This window comes from Saprospira sp. CCB-QB6, from assembly GCF_028464065.1.
Lineage (GTDB): Bacteria > Bacteroidota > Bacteroidia > Chitinophagales > Saprospiraceae > Saprospira.
On record NZ_CP116808.1, the window covers coordinates 2,969,385 to 2,985,973 of the forward strand.

The 16,589-nt window shown below is 44.3% G+C and carries 12 protein-coding genes; 1 reads left to right on the forward strand and 11 read right to left on the reverse strand.

Annotated features, from left to right (window positions below):
- Window positions 1-179: 179 nt before the first annotated feature.
- The 6 genes from PPO43_RS11430 to PPO43_RS11455 all read right to left on the reverse strand — a co-directional run bounded on the left by PPO43_RS11430 (window position 180) and on the right by PPO43_RS11455 (window position 11,450).
- Window positions 180-3,200: a CHAT domain-containing protein gene (locus PPO43_RS11430; RefSeq protein ID WP_272617877.1), complete on the reverse strand. Its 3,021-nt coding sequence runs from the start codon at window positions 3,198-3,200 to the stop codon at window positions 180-182.
- Between the two features lie 210 nt (window positions 3,201-3,410).
- Entirely contained in the window at window positions 3,411-6,887 is a 3,477-nt protein-coding gene (locus tag PPO43_RS11435; RefSeq protein ID WP_272617879.1) for a S8 family serine peptidase, read from the reverse strand.
- Window positions 6,888-7,266: 379 nt separating this feature from the next.
- Window positions 7,267-8,040 (reverse strand): triose-phosphate isomerase, encoded by a 774-nt coding sequence (tpiA, locus tag PPO43_RS11440; protein WP_272617880.1) that lies wholly within the window; start codon window positions 8,038-8,040, stop codon window positions 7,267-7,269.
- Window positions 8,041-8,055: 15 nt separating this feature from the next.
- A complete protein-coding gene (locus PPO43_RS11445) occupies window positions 8,056-8,709 on the reverse strand; it encodes a SanA/YdcF family protein (protein ID WP_272617882.1) in 654 nt (217 codons plus the stop codon).
- Between the two features lie 221 nt (window positions 8,710-8,930).
- Window positions 8,931-10,637, reverse strand: coding sequence for a S8 family serine peptidase (locus PPO43_RS11450; RefSeq protein ID WP_272617884.1), 1,707 nt, complete (start codon window positions 10,635-10,637; stop codon window positions 8,931-8,933).
- A gap of 78 nt (window positions 10,638-10,715) precedes the next feature.
- Entirely contained in the window at window positions 10,716-11,450 is a 735-nt protein-coding gene (locus PPO43_RS11455; RefSeq protein WP_272617885.1) for a L,D-transpeptidase family protein, read from the reverse strand.
- Window positions 11,451-11,824: 374 nt separating this feature from the next.
- Here PPO43_RS11455 and PPO43_RS11460 point away from each other — a divergent pair, with 374 nt between their 5' ends.
- Window positions 11,825-12,967: an OmpA family protein gene (locus PPO43_RS11460; RefSeq protein WP_272617887.1), complete on the forward strand. Its 1,143-nt coding sequence runs from the start codon at window positions 11,825-11,827 to the stop codon at window positions 12,965-12,967.
- Between the two features lie 229 nt (window positions 12,968-13,196).
- Here PPO43_RS11460 and PPO43_RS11465 read toward each other — a convergent pair whose 3' ends face one another.
- The 5 genes from PPO43_RS11465 to PPO43_RS11485 all read right to left on the reverse strand — a co-directional run bounded on the left by PPO43_RS11465 (window position 13,197) and on the right by PPO43_RS11485 (window position 16,552).
- Complete coding sequence (locus tag PPO43_RS11465) at window positions 13,197-14,192, reverse strand: DUF3137 domain-containing protein (protein ID WP_272617889.1); 996 nt, start codon at window positions 14,190-14,192, stop codon at window positions 13,197-13,199.
- Window positions 14,193-14,374: 182 nt separating this feature from the next.
- The gene (locus tag PPO43_RS11470; protein ID WP_272617891.1) at window positions 14,375-14,770 is read right to left on the reverse strand and encodes a c-type cytochrome; all 396 of its coding nucleotides are present in this window, start codon (window positions 14,768-14,770) and stop codon (window positions 14,375-14,377) included.
- Between the two features lie 7 nt (window positions 14,771-14,777).
- Window positions 14,778-15,413 (reverse strand): SCO family protein, encoded by a 636-nt coding sequence (locus PPO43_RS11475; protein ID WP_272617893.1) that lies wholly within the window; start codon window positions 15,411-15,413, stop codon window positions 14,778-14,780.
- Window positions 15,414-15,423: 10 nt separating this feature from the next.
- Window positions 15,424-15,879, reverse strand: a complete 456-nt coding sequence (locus PPO43_RS11480; RefSeq protein WP_272617895.1) for a hypothetical protein — start codon at window positions 15,877-15,879, stop codon at window positions 15,424-15,426.
- Window positions 15,872-16,552, reverse strand: a complete 681-nt coding sequence (locus tag PPO43_RS11485; RefSeq protein WP_272617897.1) for a DNA alkylation repair protein — start codon at window positions 16,550-16,552, stop codon at window positions 15,872-15,874. The genes PPO43_RS11480 and PPO43_RS11485 overlap by 8 nt, the downstream gene beginning before the upstream one ends.
- Window positions 16,553-16,589 lie beyond the last annotated feature (37 nt).

A 16,589-nucleotide genomic window follows, 5' to 3' on the forward strand; every position in this document is an offset into this window, starting at 1 on the left:
TTTTTCGCTACGCTCAAAACTCGGTCGGGCCTGCGGCCCCCCTTTCACATCGCTAGGCCTGCGGGCCTGACGGCCCTTTGAGCCAGCCCTGCCTGCACATCGGTTACTCCCTTTGGTCGTCGAACTGCCCCCTAAAGGGTTTGTTGTGGCCAAGGCGCTTCGCGCCTTTCTGGACCAGTTTAGGCTTCTTGCTTTTTTCTTCTTCTAAACCAAAGAAAACCACCGCCTAATAAAAGAACTGCAGCAGCGCCTAGGCCGTATCCCCAAATTGAAGATGGACTTTTAATTGGCTGACTATCGCCAATTAAAATATAAGGAGACCACAAAAAAGGATGCGAAGTTTCATGGTTGCCTGCGGCCAAAAACATAGTTTTTGCTTTTTGTAGGGCCTTATCTTTAGGCATTCCCTGCTTGAGGTTGTAGTAAAAGTTTTCTACCAAAGCAGATGTAGCTTGGTCATTTACAGACCAAAGGGTGGTGAAAATACTTTTAGCCCCAGCATAAGAGAAGCTACGGGCCAAAGAAATACTGCCTTCGCCTTCATTCAGTTCTCCTAAAGCCGTTTCGCAGGCAGAAAGGACCACCAAATCGGCTTTGAGCTGCATATTGTAAATATCGCTCACATACAAAAACTCATTTTCTATGCTATCAGCAATTTCAGTAAAGGCCAAAAGTGAAAAATCTGGATCTTGGTCATTGGCCATGCCATGCGTAGCAAAGTGAATAATTTTGTAGTCTTCGCCTAGCGCTTTGAATTTATCTTCAGTAGCTTCTTGACCCATAAAAATATCGCCCTGGCCCCAGATATCACGGACTCTTTCCACCTCTCTCTTATTATAGGTGAGCGGAGAAAGCGCAAAGCGTCGGCCCCGCACAAAAGAAGCTGCTCCTTGTCCAAACTCAGGCGCAAAAGCCAAAAGTTCTTTGCTTGCTTTAGGTCCTTTGCGTTCCTTCATCTCTTGCCAAAGCGTAGCTGAATAGTTATAGCTAATCGCATGTTTTTGAACCAAATAAGGGTGCGTTTGGTAGTTTGTGGGTTGATCTACTTTGGCGGTAATCATGGGCTCAAAGGGCAAGGTGGCCAAAGCTCCAGCAGGTACAATAATTAACCGCTCGGGCAATTCGCCCAAAGGAGCAATTAAGTCTTGATAAAAGGAAAATCCTTGGGCACAAAAATCTTCAGCATCTTGTTTATAGCTTTCTTCGGTTTTTTTGCCTAGGCCCAAATAGTGGCCATAAATGCTATTGCGGTAGCTTTTGATGCGTTTCCTTAGCCCTTCACGGCTAATTTTATGGCGTTTTAGCTGGATTTGGTCCTTTTTGATGCCAAAGCTATAAGTATATTCTTCTCCAACAAAAAACTCTAGCAGTCCCTGATTTTGAGCCAAGGCCGCTTGGCAGCTCTTTAGGTCGCGGATAGGTAACTCATACTGCATTTGATAATAGGCAGGATAATCCTTTTGCAATTCTTTTTGGAAGTTGCGAAAGGCTGATTCTTGGGCCAACAGTTCTTTTTCTAGTTTTTGGGCGGCCTGTTCCTTGCTGCGTCCAGCTTGTTTATATTGAAAAATATCTTGTTTAAGGGTGGTAATTGTTTGGCGGAAGCCCTCTTCTTTTTCGAGCAGTTGCTGGGGCAAGCCCGCCTCTTGTCTGGCTTTAGCTGCCTGAAAAGACTGTAAGAGCAAAAAGCTTTTGGCTCGTTCTGAATAATAGAAGGCCTTTTCTAGGTATTGAGGATCTTCTTGGCCCAAGATGTAGCAGGCATTGAGCGCATAGCTATAATCTACTACTAAGAAGCTAGACCAAGCCATTTGGCCACCTGATTCATTGATATCTTTTCGAATTTTGTCTATAGCTGCATCATAGACTTCCATAAGGGCTAAGCTCTTCAACAAAAGAGCTTTGTCCTTTTCTTGGCTGTATTGCTCTTGATAGAAGTGTATTTTTCGGGCGATAATAGCGCTGAGTTGGTTTAAATGAAGTGTTTCACTTAGCCAGCTTTTGCTGATGTTTGGTTTTACTTGAGCCTTTTCTTTTAGGAGTGTATGAGCCGCTTTATCTAGATTTTGTTCTGCCTTCCTCCAATTTTTTTGAGCTGCGGCTAGGTTTGCAAGGGAGATTAGTAAATTACTTTTATCTAATTCTGTAAACTGAGGCGATTCCATGAGTTTGATGATGTCTTGTTCTAGTTGCGCTGCCTGAAAAGGACTGTTTTGGCTATTACAACTGATAAAAACAGCAGATCGGAAATAGTTAAGTAATTGGATATTACTCAGTTCTTCTCTGTTAATCTCATTGATTAGCTGAATACATTTAGCCAACAGTTTTTTGTCCTTATTCAGGGTGTATATGTTTTGGTATCGTTCTACAATATAGAGTTTGGTGTGTAGTGAATTAGTTTGGTCTTGGCAAGCTTGGTAGAATTGTAGGGCTTTTTTTTCTGCTCTAAGTGCTTGAGTAAGTTCATAGGAAGTTACTGCAGTAGCATCTAGCAATTTAGCCTTAGATTGGTAGAAAAAGCCCTTAAGTTCTTGATTTTTAGGTGTGATTTCTAATGTTTCTAGTTGGGGTTCTATATCGCTTAGTAGTTGTAGGCCTCTTTTGTATTGCAAAAGATGGCTAGTGTTATTGGCGAGTTCAATTTGAATACGGTAAATGATGTGTTTTGCCGCTTGGGATTGTTGGGCAAGGGCTAAGCTTTTTTCTAGTTTTTTATTAGCTCTTTGGTTAGCTCCTGTACTGTTGTAAACAGTACCTAGATTGAAGTAATCTCGATAAAGCTCTGGATCATTGGGGTTGGTTTTTTCTCTTAGGGCTAGGGCTGTTTCTAGGGCCGTGCTAGCATCAATTAGATTATCTGTAAAGTAGTAGGTATAGCCTAGGTATTTATGAAGTAGGGCCATGCCTTGGCCTTGCATGCCAACTAAATTTTGGCCCTCTTTTATGGCTATTTCCAATAGTTTTCGGCTATTGTCATAGCCTAAATCATCCATTTGGCTGCTGATCCATTCGGCTTGGGCCTGTAGATATTGGTCCGTTTGGCCTTGGGCCTTAAATTTTTGGGCTGCTTGCTGATAAAGTGTGCGAGCTGCGGCTGGAGTTTCAGCTGTTTGGGCTTGCTCAAAATATTCTTCGGCTGTTTGGGCTAGTAAAAGATTGGGCAAGAGAAAGGGGAGGAGATAAAGGCTTTTTTTTAGCATAGTTAGGGAAGTTTCTTGGGGCCATTAGGCCGGAGCAAAAGGTTAAGTTTTGGGAATAGGGGGAGCGGCCTAGCGCTGTGTAGGGGTGGCCCGCAGGGCCAGACCGAGCCGCTGCAGGCGGCGAAGGGCCAAGCAGACCTGCGAGCCCCGAAACATAGCGCCGACGAGCGCAGCGAGGCGGAGGCCCCAAAAAATAATGAAAGTGTAGTTTTATTGCTTAATCCATTTTTGGACCTGCAAGCGATCATTTTGGCGAGATTCGATCAGGTACATGCCTGCGGGCAGGGCTGAGAGGTCTAGGTTTAGGCTAGTTTGAACCTCTAGTTGTTGCCAGACTTTTCCATCTAGGCTAAGAATGCGAACATTTTGTGGGCCATTTAGGCTTTCGAGGCGAATTTGGCCTTGGCTGGGGTTAGGTGAAAGCCAGAGTAGGCGTTCTTGTTCGTTGGCAGAATCATAGATGCGTTCCTGGCTCAATACATAGTTATCGGAGCAAGTTTGGCGATCAATGGTATTGAATAGAATTTGGCGAGCGTCTTGGTAATTGAGGCGACCGCCAGAGCTAATTTTCAGGCTATCGTCTGACTGTAGTTTTGTAGCGGCCAACAAAAGCGCATTACGAACAGCGCAGGCGGAGGCATCGGGAAATTCGTCAAAGAGTTGGGCCGCTGCACGAGCTACTTGAGGTGCAGCGAAAGATGTTCCCGATTGGCTTTGCATAGTCGTTTGGCCAGGAACAAAGGCCTCTACCTGGCCATTTGCGGCCAAATCGATGTGCATAGCGCCATAATTAGAGTAACTGGCCAAGAAATCAGGGTTGTTGGGATTGAGAGAAGCCACGGCTAAAACATTGTCATTAAAGGTTTCTTGTGGATCATCTTGCCAAGGAGAATTAGAGGGCCAATGTTTTTCGTTGGCCGTATTATAACCATCATTTCCAGCAGAGGTGATCAAAAGCAAATGCTCTTTACTGCCTGCATACTTAATCGTATTTTCCAATAAAATACAGGGTTCTCCATAATAGCCCCAGCTAGCATTGACTACGCGAATGCGGGCTGTGTCGCCAGAAGGGAGAACATCGGCATAATCGGTAGCCTGGCGAAGGGCGCAAGCGGCTTCAAACACAGAGCCGGCCCCTGTTCCATCGGTGTATTTATAAGGCACAATGGCAATATCGTCATTGCTGTTGCTATTGGGAATGATGTTGGGAGTAGAAAAGCCGCCTAGAACAGAGGCGACAGCGGTTCCGTGTCCGTGGTCGTCATAGACATTGCCATTGCGGTCTAGGTAGTTCCAGCCCCAGCCATTATCTGGCTCACAATCGCCATCATCATCAATGCCATTATTGTTATTATCTTCGGTATTCACCCAGATGCGTTCTTTGAGGCTAGTATTGTTGTAGTCAATGCCCGCATCAATCATCCCCACTAAAACGGGATTGTTATTGGGGTGGCTGGGCGCAAAGTTAGGGGCTGCAGAGCTGCCACTACCACCTGGGCCGAGGAGTTGGTAATTGGGGTCGGCACTGAGAAGAGATGTTTTTCTTCTCGTTGTACTTGCTGTATTTCTTGTTCCTAGTCCTACGTTTTCGACTAGAACCTGATTAGAAGTATCACTAATTTCCCAAAGCTCAATAGAGCCACAAACACAAGAATCAAGAAGGCTAACCCCTAGCTCTTCTCGGAGGGCTAATTTTTCTTCTGCCGAAACCGTATCTTGAAACTGTATAAGCATTTGTTGGCAGTTAATAGGAGCGCCTAAGCTATCAAAACAGTTGCCGACAATAAGGCGCTTGGGGCGGCTAATGAAGGTTTTGAGCGGAAAAGAATCATGAGTAACTTGGGCAAAATATTTCCATATAGAATGGGCCGCAGAATCTAAAGGACCCACTCTCAAAATATCGGGTTGGTCAATGCTAGGCCCGGCCAAAAAGCCAGTATCGGTGGCATTAGTCGGAAAAATGGTATTATCAAATCCCTGAGGTGTGCCATCAGAGGCTAAGCCACCTAAACTTTCTAGGTTAACCCCCTTCATTCTATACCAACGCACAGTATTAACCAAATCAGGATCAAAGCCAATATGGGTAGAAATTTCCACATATTTTCCTATACCTCTACGGCGAACACCCCCTACACCAGCAGAATCTACTCCAAAACCATAAGTGAAAGCGTCTAAAGTATCGAAGGCTAATCCAGCACCAGCTCCAGTATTCCAGTAAGGCGGAATATAGTGCAGAATGGGGGTAGTTACTGGAATGGGAATATTATCATGAACCAACCATTGAGGAGCATTAACAGCCCGTACTAAATTAAACAAATCATCAAAATGAAAACGGTTGCCTTCAACCGCAATGCGTTTCAATTGACTATAGTCATTGGCATTTGCAGGGGTTGGCTGAAGCTTTTTAAAGTTACAATTAGAAATATCAAATTTGCTAAGAGGAGCGGGCTGGTCTTGTGCGGTCAAAAAATCTTCTAGTGGAAAGGTCCCAACTAATCTAGGATTATTAGAAAGATTTAGCACTTCCATAAGTTCAGCCGTATTATCTGGAAAACCATTTAACTGCCCATAAAAATCGTTGTTGTTCAAATGCAACTCCTCAATTCCTTGATAAGGCATTAGAAAATCATAATCTAGACGACAACTAATCGTATTATGAGACAGGTTCAAATACTTTAAGTGGTTGACATTATTTTGTAAAGGGAAAATACTATCCAACTCATTATTAGATAAGTCGATATAGGTTGCAGTCGTCTGATCCACCAATTTATCTAGGTTCGCTGTTCCATCAAAGTTATTCTGTGAAAGGTCTAAGCGAAGGTCTTCTGGTTTAAAGTTGGGCGTAGGATCTGGAAAAGGGTAAGTAGTTCCCACTACAGTATTCATTGCAGACCGAGCCTCCAAACGTGTTAAAGGACAGTTTTCTAAAAGATCTTTAATATGCCCACTATTGGTCATAGCATTGTTACTAATGAGCAAAAAATGAAGATCTTGAGCACTATCCGAGTTGATAATCTCTTCAAAAGCATTATCCTTAGCTCTTAATGTATCTAAACTAGCCATGGCTGAGCTTAAATCAATCTGTCCCCGAAAATCATTGTCACTAATGTCCAGTGATTTTAGGTTTTGTCCCCGAATAGGATAAAAGAAAAATAGCGGACTTGGAGTACCAAAAGCATTACGACTATACAACTCCTCTAAGTCAATAAGCCCCGAAAAATGATTATCATAAAAAAGACTATCATAAAGAAGTAGATTGTTGCTGATGTCTATAACTCTTAAAGGTGCACTAAGCCCCTGAAACATAGATGCGGGAAAAGTACCTGTCAAACTACAGCTGTCTAGAAAAAGACGCTCTAAAGCAACAAAGTTATTTAAGCTATATCCTCCTGTTACAGGCATCACCAAGGGCAAGCCATTTAAGTCAATAACAACAACTTCTCCAGCAGCACTAAGCTGCACACCATGCCAATTAGATACAGGGGTGTTCGGATCCCAAATTTCATTGGCCGGCAAAAAAGAAATACTATTCCAGCTCCCTACTATAGGCCCATTGTTAGCATCAATTCCACCAAAAGCTTTGGCAAATTGAACTAAGGCGTTCGAGTCAGCAGGAGTAACTTGCGCCTGCCCCAAAAAAGGCAGTAACATTAAAAAAAGGATGAAATGGTACGGGTATTTTAACATTTTTAGTCAGTTTAGGGTTAATTCGGCAAATGCCAATCGCAGTCACAAAAATAGGGCAGGATTAGCAGTTTGTGGGATTTATTTTTACTTAACGTAAGTTATTCGTTTTTTATAAGCGCTTCGGGCAAATTTTTTATCTCATAAAAGACATATATTTTTGGGGCTGCCCCACCCTACGGGCGGGTCGGGCCATTGCGCAGCTCGCAGGTCTGCTCGGCCCTTCGCCGCCTGCAGCGGCTCGGTCTGGCCCTGCGGGCCACCCCTACAGGCAGCTAGGCCTGCGGCGGCTCCGCCGCCTGTCCACCGCAAAATTTCGGACCAAACAAAAAAAAAGCCCTTGGCAAATATTTGCCAAGGGCTTTCTGCTAAAAAATAGAGCTTAGAGCTTTTCTCTACCTGCCTCTACAATAGCCAAAAAGTCATCAGCATTCAAAGATGCACCGCCAACTAAGGCCCCATTGATATTGGGCTGGGCAAAAAGCGCTGATGCATTACTAGGTTTACAACTTCCACCATACAAAATTGTAATCTTTTGAGCTAATTCTTCCGAAAAGGTTTTGGCCAAATAAGATCGAATAAAGGCATGCATGGCTTCGGCCTCTTCTGGACTAGCCGTTTGCCCCGTTCCAATAGCCCAAATTGGCTCATAGGCCAAAACAACTTGTTCCATTTGCTGAGGACTTAGCTGTCCCAAAACCTCTTGCAATTGCTGCTCTACAAAAGCCTGTTCTTGCCCATCTTTACGAACTTGCAAAGGCTCTCCAAAACAATAAATAGGTTGCAAATTTTGACGCAAAACCTGCTTGAGCTTAGCTGTGAGCATTTTTCCATTTTCTCCAAAATCTCTTCTGCGCTCAGAATGGCCCAAAATGACATATTTTATATCCAAATCCGCTAACATCGGGGCCGAAATTTCGCCTGTGTAAGCCCCCTCTTTTTGCACATGGCAGTTTTGAGCACCAATATATACATCAAAACGGTCCTTGGTTAAGGTTTGTGCCGTTTGCAAATGAATATAGGGGGGACAAATAACCATTTCTTGTCCTTCTGGCAAAGGATCTAGGGCAGAAATAATTTGATTGAGGAGCATGATGCCTGGAACATAAGATTTATTCATTTTCCAGTTAGCTACAACTAATGACTTAGCTTTCATTTTTTATGGGCGGTTTTAAACTTGAATATCTATTTGATCGCCCAAATATTTAGGCGCAGTTCCCAAGATATATAAATCTACCCAAGCGCCCAAACGAGCCAAATATTCTCTGTAAATCACTTTTTTATTGGACCATTTTGGAAAATCGGCATCATAGGCAATAGCATCTATTCCACAAGCGCTAGCAATCCACAAAGCCCTAGGATTATGAAAGCCCTGAGAAATAATGGTAATCTTTTGCTGCTGGAAAATCTTTTTGGCCCGCACAACAGAGTCTAAGGTGCGCAAACCCGCAAAATCCATTGTAATAGCCGAGGCGGGAACCCCCAACTTAACGAGTTTTTCTCGCATATCTCTGGGCTCATTATAATTATGGTTACTATTGTCGCCACTCACTAAAAAATGCTTGACCTTACCCGCATGATAAAGTTCTGCTGCTGCTTTCATTCGCAGACTAAAAAAGGGATTTTCATAACGGCCATTGACCGAGCGAGAGGTACCTAAAACTAGGGCTACTTCTCTAGCCTCTATTTTGGAGACCTCTTGGTAAGTTTTCGATTTGGCCGAGCTCAGCATAGCATAATTGACCGAAAAGAGCAAAATGAGGCCTATGAGGCTGAAGGCAAAAATGAGATAAAGGAGCTTTTTCCAATGTGTGAATATACTCATAGGTGGTGAATTGGTGGTTCTTTATAAAAGTGTGGTTGAGTGCAATGGGTATATTTTGTTAGGCGGCGGAGCCGCCTTGGCCGAAGGCCAAAATGGCCTAGCGATGTGGAGGGGGGGCCGTAGGCCAGACCAAGGCGGCCTTGCCGCCGCAGGGCCGAGCGATTAGCGAGCCCCGCAACGTAGCGCCGCAGCTTTGCTGCGGAGGCCCCAAAATCTAAGTATTAGTGTTGTAAAATCAGTTTTGCAGAAAACTGTTCGCTTTTTCGTCCTTTGGGCCAAATGTTTAGTAAGTAGCTGCCTTGAGGGATTTTAGAGAAGTCTAAGGGCAAACTGCGGCCCAAAAGTGGGGCATTTCCCTGAGCGACCTCTTGGCCCAACAAATTGAAGAGGCGGTATTCTACTTCATCATAGCTATTGGGCAATAATACAATAATTTTTCCTTGGCTAGGGTTAGGCAAGATACTCAATTTGTAGGCATTATCTTCCATAATGGGGTAGACCAAATTGGGGCGGACCAAGGCGAGTGCTCTCCAAATATCTAGGCGGCCCCAGCCAGCAGTAAAATTTGGGTGGGCATCTTCGGTCAAGCCGCCACAGTTTTCGCCAGGTAGTGGAAGAGCTGATTGGCGCAAAATTTCTTCAATGCGTTCTACATCTCCCTTTAATTCGGGAGCTGCGCTGAGTAGAAGGGCAACGGCTCCAGCTACATGAGGGCCAGCCATACTGGTTCCTGAAGAGCTGCTATAGCCTTCATTTAGCACAGAAGAGCGAATACTCACACCAGGTGCGCTAATATCGGGTTTGGGGCGGCCTTCGGTAGGGGTAAGGGCTGGGCCTCGGCTACTAAATCCAGCCACTTGATCATCTGCATTACTGGCTGCTACAACAAAAGATTCGCCAAAAATAGCGGCTGGAGTTTGAATACTCCCACAGCTAGGTCCTTCATTTCCGGCGGAAACGACCACCATAATCCCGGCGGCTTTTAGATTAATTACGGCTTGGCGAAGCAGGGCAAAATTATCGGGATGACAGCCTTCTACAGGGGGGCAGCCCCAAGAGTTGTTGATAACATCTGGGGCTTTGCTGGGGTCTGCATCTTGTCCGTTAAGGTTGCTAGGAGCCAAAAACCACTCGAAACATTCTAGGTAGCTGGCGGGGCTTCCCCAGCCTCGGTCCATATTTCGGCAGCCGATCCATTGGGCCTCTGGGGCGAGGCCAATTTCTTCATTGGGGGCGAGGCCTGTCATGGTGCCTACAGTATGGGTTCCATGAGAGTGGTCATCACAGGGAGCGCTAGCGTCAAATCCGCAGGGGTTGTCACTATCGCTATTTAGGGGATTTGATTCATGGATGGCATCATGCCAATTATAGTTGTGATCGCCTTGGGCTGTTCCTCTATATTGGCGGTTGATGGCGGGGTGCTCCCAGTCGTAGCCTGTATCTTGGCCAGCGACCACTACCCCAGCTCCTTTAAATCCAAGGGCCCAAAGCAATTGAGCGCGTATTTGTTCAATTCCCCAGTTGCTATAGCTTTTATTGCCTTGGGCTACTGGAAAACTAGCTTGCATATTGGGGTTGGGTAAAATTCGGGCAATATCTGCTCGTTGGGCTAAGGTTTCCAAGTCGCTAGCCTTGGCCCAAACACGAATAGCATTGACTAAGAAAAAGGATTGGTATTGTAGGGCTAAACGATCTAATTCGGCCAAAATAGGCTTTTGTGTGGAGGCTGCTTTTTGTAATTGAGCAAAAACATAAGTCCCTTTAGCTGCTTTTCCTTTTTTGGGGAGATTTGGGAAAGAGGCTTGTTGTTCAAGTAGCAAAAAACAGTCAATTAATGATTCTTGCTCCATATTGATAATTGGAGAAATCTTTTGTGCCCAAAATAAGCCAGGCCAAGAGAGAAGTAAAAATAGGTAAATGATGCGCATAGGAGGTCTAGTTTAGATAAGGTCATTGAAATTGGTCTTTACTGCTTAAAATACGTAGGAGAGTAGAAAAAAGTGGGCTCAAGGAATAAAAACATAATGCTGATTTTGAACCTCCCAGAGTAAAGGCTGCTTTTGGGACTCAAACCGTTGATAGGCATCTGATAAATTGGACCAAAAATCAAAATGAGGGCTGTCTTTGTAAGCGGCTAAAGCTTCTTTCTCTAATTTAAAGGGGTAACAATGGACCTGAACCGATTTTTGTCCAGCCTGCAAGGCTGCTGCTACTGCACTATAAATTTCTTCTATAGCGGCATCGGTCATCGCATAACAACCTACCGAAACACAATCGCCATGCACCATCAAAAAAGAACCTGTACGCCCATGCGAGCGATCATAGGCATTAGGATAGCCCAAATTGAAGGCTAAATGATATTTACTATTGGGATTGAGCTGTGATTTTTTTACTTCATAAATGCCCTCAGGCGCTATGCCATCGCCCTCCTTAAATTTTGGCCCCAAGCCCTTACTCCCATATGTACAAATAGAATAGTTCTGTACTAAAATATAGGGACCATTCGTTTCTTTTTGCATCCAAAGTTCTAGCTTTTTCTCCTTTTTGAAAGTTCGGATAAGAACAGCTTGCCCTAAACTTAGCCCTTTTTCTTTTAAGATCTTAGTTAAGTTCGTTTTAGCCGAATTTTTAGGCAAATTCAAGTTGCAAGAATAGCTTAGACTAATGATGAATAAAAAAGATAAATGGCAAATGTGGAATTTGGCCAATAAATTGGTGGTTATTACATGGTAATGCAACATAAAAGTTTTTTAAAGTAATGGGTAAAGGACATGAAAATAAGGCCAAATTCCTCTTAACTCTCTACAAATGTTAATTCGGAACCGCTTGTTAACCAATTTGTTGGAGATGCAAAGGGAATGACTTATCTTTGTTATCCGTTCTATCTGTTCGCCTCAATAGAATTTAGCAGAAATAAGGTTTTCCTACTAAAATGTACAATATAGAACTCCATTAGCAGACGTCTGAATGTGATTTTGTCCACTATATATAAGTTCTTCTAAACATTTTTTAACAGGATAGCAGTGCTATCGTGGAGAAAAGTTCTTAATTAAAAGAAGATGGTTTTAGTAGATAAGTCTTGCTCCTCAAGAATTCGACATACAAATACCTGAAAATGAAATCATTTCTCCCCCTTTTATTAATTAGCAGTTTCCTTTTGGGCCTTTGGCCCAATGCGGTGAGCATTTGGGCCCGCCCCCAAGGCCCCGCAGAAGATTTTCGTCCACTCATTGACGATCACTTCTCTCATGTAGATTACTTGCCCCGCTACCGAGAAAAGAATAAAAACTTTATCATCTCTAAGGTAGAATATGGCGCAAAGAAGGTTATCCTACATTGTATCTATGTTTCGACTCATAACGATATGCTCGAATTTGTAGGGCACGATTTGCCTTATGCTTGGGCTCTAGAAACACCAAAACGTCCTGGCGCTCAGCAAGAACCTTTGCGAAAATTGGCCACAGTCAAAAATATTCGACTCAATAATGAATTGCGCCTAGCTGAATTGGAAGCCGAACAGCGCTTTCCTATTATGCCCCAAAAAGGGGATGTGCTAAGCTGTGAATTACATGTGGAAAATCTGCCCTATTTTGTTAAAGTGGTGAACTTAACAGGAGGCCCTCAAGATGCTAATTTTAGAACTTACTTTGAAGTGAGTGACCTCATGCTCAAGTCCGCAACTAGCCCCACCCTAGGCAGCCAACAAGAAATGAAAACAAAGCTGGATAATTTTTATACCGAGTTTAGCTATGCTCGATCTAAGTTCTACGAATCTGAAGAACTTATCCCTAAGGCAGAAAGTCTGGGCGAACACCCCAATATGCCCATTCAATCAGCAATGCAGCCTGTAGACTATATGCCTAATATGCTCAATACCGTAGAAGATTTGGAATGCCAAAAACGAGTTATTCTCAAAAATGTCTATTTCCACGATGATAAGGCCCGCTTCTCTAGACGAGTACAAGCAATGAAAACGCTGGGCATTGTTGAAAATTATTTGGAGCGCTACCCTTCCGCTAAAGTCGTTTTGCACGGACATACCGACGTTTTTGGCGATGCTTACAATAACCTACTCCTCTCTAAAGAACGAGTGCTAGCCGTTAAAAGAGCTCTCATCCAAAAGGGAATCGATCGCAAAAGAATCATTACGCTTCATCATGGAGGCTCTCAGCCTTTACCTCATCACGAAAATGGCGGGGCTGTTAACCGCCGAGTAGAAGCCGAAATTATTTGTGGGGAACAAAATGGTCCTAACTAAATCTATTGACCCACTACAATAAAATCCCTCAGTAGCCTAAACTGCTGAGGGATTTCTTTTTTAATTTTTTTGGGGCCCGCGGCCAGCTAGCCAAAGGCTAGCTCGGCCGCCGCTATGCTCCGCAGCTCGCTGTTCGCTCGGCCCTTCGGCGGCAAAGCCGCCTCGGTCTGGCCTTCGGCCACTGCTGCGCAGCGCTGGGCCAATAAACGCTAAGCCAAGTAAGCCAAAACTAAGACAATTGCTGCGCAAGCAACTCCATATAATGTTCAATTTCCTGAAATTCCTGCAAAAATATTCGAGCCTCTTTCCGAAGCGTTTCGGCATCTAAAGGCCGACGAACTGATAACTCAAAACGATTCCCCTTGCGAGAAAGCCCCAAATAAGCCGCCTGGTCCACAAAAGCAAAATAAACAGGCCGCTCCCAACGTGCAGCAATATCAAGTAAGACCTGTTGCAATTCGCTGCGCAATAACTTTCGACTGCCCTCTGGACTATCGCCATAAACAGCATAACGCTCCGAAAATTCAGGCAATCCAATAATTTCAATATGCTTTTGCTTTATCTGAAGCAAGGAAAGCGCCTCATTGACCCAAGCAAACCATTTGGAGTTTTGAGAATTCTTGACCAATTGAGGAATCACTAAGGTCGACCCAATTTGACTGCTATGAGATAGCCGAATTCGACCAAAAATCCCTTTGAAGACTACCCGAATTTGGACCTGCTTTTTTTTGCCGTTATTACGCTCTGTACGTCGCTTCGCCTCAATTTCTGAGAAATCAACAGGGAATTCTCCAATTTGGCCCACAAATAAATCTTCTCCCTTCAAAATGTTGGGCGGGGGCTGAAAAAGCCCCGCTCTACGCAAATCCTCTAGCTCCAAACTGTTTTTGGGCCGATACTCAAAATGAGGATGTTGGCCCAAAAGCGGCACCAAAAGCACTTCCTTGATCTCTCCACGCAAACGATCGAGGCGATTGCGGCCAGCTCTAGAAAAAAGGACGAAAGCGGCCACTAAAAAAATAATTGCTGCCACGCCTGTCGGAATCGGAATGGCTTTACTATCCAAATTGCTTAGAGCGATATAGGCAAAAACTAAAGAAATAGCAAGGGGAATAAGGGCTAGCGATTTGAGCAGATAATAAGGAAGGAGCTTGCGCTTGCGCAGTTTTTCTGCCTTGGGAATCAAAGATTCAATTTCTTGAATATGAGCATTGAGATCAAACATAAAAGGGAATTAAAACGATAAAATGGTCCAGTAGGGCGGCGAAGCCGCCCTGGCCTAGCGATGTGCAGGGGTGGCCGAAGGCCAGACCGAGCCAGCTTGCTGGCGAAGGGCCGAGCGAATAGCGAGCCCCGAAACGTAGCGCCGCAGCAAAGCTGCGGAGGCCCCAAAACAGCAAATAAAAATTATTTCTGGCAGTTTAAAAGTTGTTCTTGCACCTGATCGAGTTGCAAAAACGGAGCTTTATTGCCCCAAGAATTGCGCACATAATTGAGCACATTGGTAATTTCTACGGCGCTAAGGGCTTTATTTTCGGGCATTTCGTTGTCAAAATCTCGGCCATTGACCTTCATAGGGCCATTCAGGCCATAGCGAATCCAGCAAGCAGCGCTGGGCCCCGCTTGAATGAGGGCATCGGCTTGGGCGAGAGGGGGAATGAGGTCTTCTAGGCCTTCGCCTTGGTCTCCATGGCAGTTGGCGCAATGTTTTTCGTAGAGCATAGCGCCATCGCCATAGGCATTGGGTTGCTCGCAGGCAAAAAGGCCCAAAAGCAGGAAGAAAAAAAGGAAAATGGGACGCATAAGCGGCTTATTTTTCGGCCAAAAGGATGGCAATATCTTTAATGAGGTCCTCCATCTTTTCGGGATCTGTACCATCGTACATCCCTCGAATACGGCGGTGGCGGTCGACAAGGGCGACAGCACCACTGTGGTCAAAGCCGCCAGGAGCACCTTCGTCGACTAGGGCGGCGATCAGGTATTGGGGCGATAATTTGTAAATATCTGCATGCTTACCTGTGAGCAAATGCCAGCTTTTAGCGTCAATATTAAACTTATCGGCATACCAAGCGAGGCGGCCAATGGTATCGTGTTTGACATCGATAGAGTGGGAGAGGAGCAAGAAATCATCTCGGTCTTTATATTCCTTGTACACCTTTTTGAGATTGGCTTTCACCTTGGGGCAGATAGTGGGGCAGGAGGTAAAAAAGAAATCGGCGACATAGACTTTGCCTTCTACGGTAGCTTGAGTAATATTTTCGCCCTCTTGGTTGTAGAGGCTAAAATCAGAGATTTTATGTTCTGTAGAGTCATAAACTGTTTTGCCATCGACAACTTTTTCGGTGACTTCGGGCTGTCCTAAAACGGGCAGTATTTTTTGTGGGTTAGAACTACAGGCGCCAAAGCATCCGAGGGCCAGGAGGAAGATGAATAATTTCGTGTTCATAGTATAATGTTTATTTACGCTCTTCAAGGAAGTTTTTGGCCTCTTGCATACTGTTTTGCATTAGCCTTGTTACTTCTTCAATTTTGTCTTCTTCGGTTTGGAGATAGCTCCAAAGCTCTTTTTCTGAGCTTTGGGTATAAAAGTCCTCATTGAGGTGAGGGTTTTTAAAGGCATTCATCCAGTCGAACATGGCTTCATGGCCTTTTTTGAGCTGGGCCAAAATGAGCAAAGCAGATTTTTTTTCTTCCGTAGAAAGGCTATCTGCGGTTGTTAGCTTGCGCAATTGAAATTGATAGGCTTCGATATCGCCAATTTTGGGCATAATGCTATCGTGTTTGGCCACCACCAAGCTATATAAAGAATCCATTTGAGGAGACAAGCCCGTTGTCGTTGAGGGGGTGGGGGCCGAATTTTGGCAGGCGGCAAATAGCAGCAGGCAAAGGAATAAGGCGTGGAATTTAGCCATTTTTATGATGTTTTTGTAGCCACTTGAGTCCTTCTCGTTTAGAAAGACCCGAGAGTTTAGCTTCATGAGTGTGAATAAAAGTAGTAACGGCTGGGCCATCAGTTTTAGAATATTCTCTTAGGGACCAGCCAATGGCTTTACGGATAAAAAAGTCGGTTTCTGGGGCCAAAATTAGGATAAACTCTTGCAAGAGGGGCCAATCGGTTTGGGTTTTATAGCGAAGTTGGAAGAGTAGAGCGGTTCGTCGGAGCCATAAGTTCTCAGATTGGACCCATTTATGAGTCTCGTTTTTGAGTTGGGGAAATTTTTGTAGGTAGTGGCCAATAAGTTTTGGTCCAATATAATCACAGCTATCCCACCAGCTATTGGTTTGTAGTAATTGTAGTAAAAAAGGAAGTAGTTCGCTATTATTTGTTTTGCGCAGTGGCTTTTCCAGTAACTCCATAGCCTGATAATGTAGTTCTCTGTAGTCTTGTGCCCAAAGTAATTCTACAAAATCAAGCAAATCTTGTCCTTCAGGAAGTTCTTCCTTGGCCCAAAATGTCTTTTGCACCGTTTTCCGAATAGGAGAGGGCAAGCCTAAAAATTTAAATTGCTTGCGCATATAGGCCGACATCGGCTCTACTTTTTCGTTTATTGCCGATTCTTGAAAAGCAGAAACTAAGGCAAGCATTAAACGCTGGGTTGTTATAGAAGTCTTTTTCAAGAGT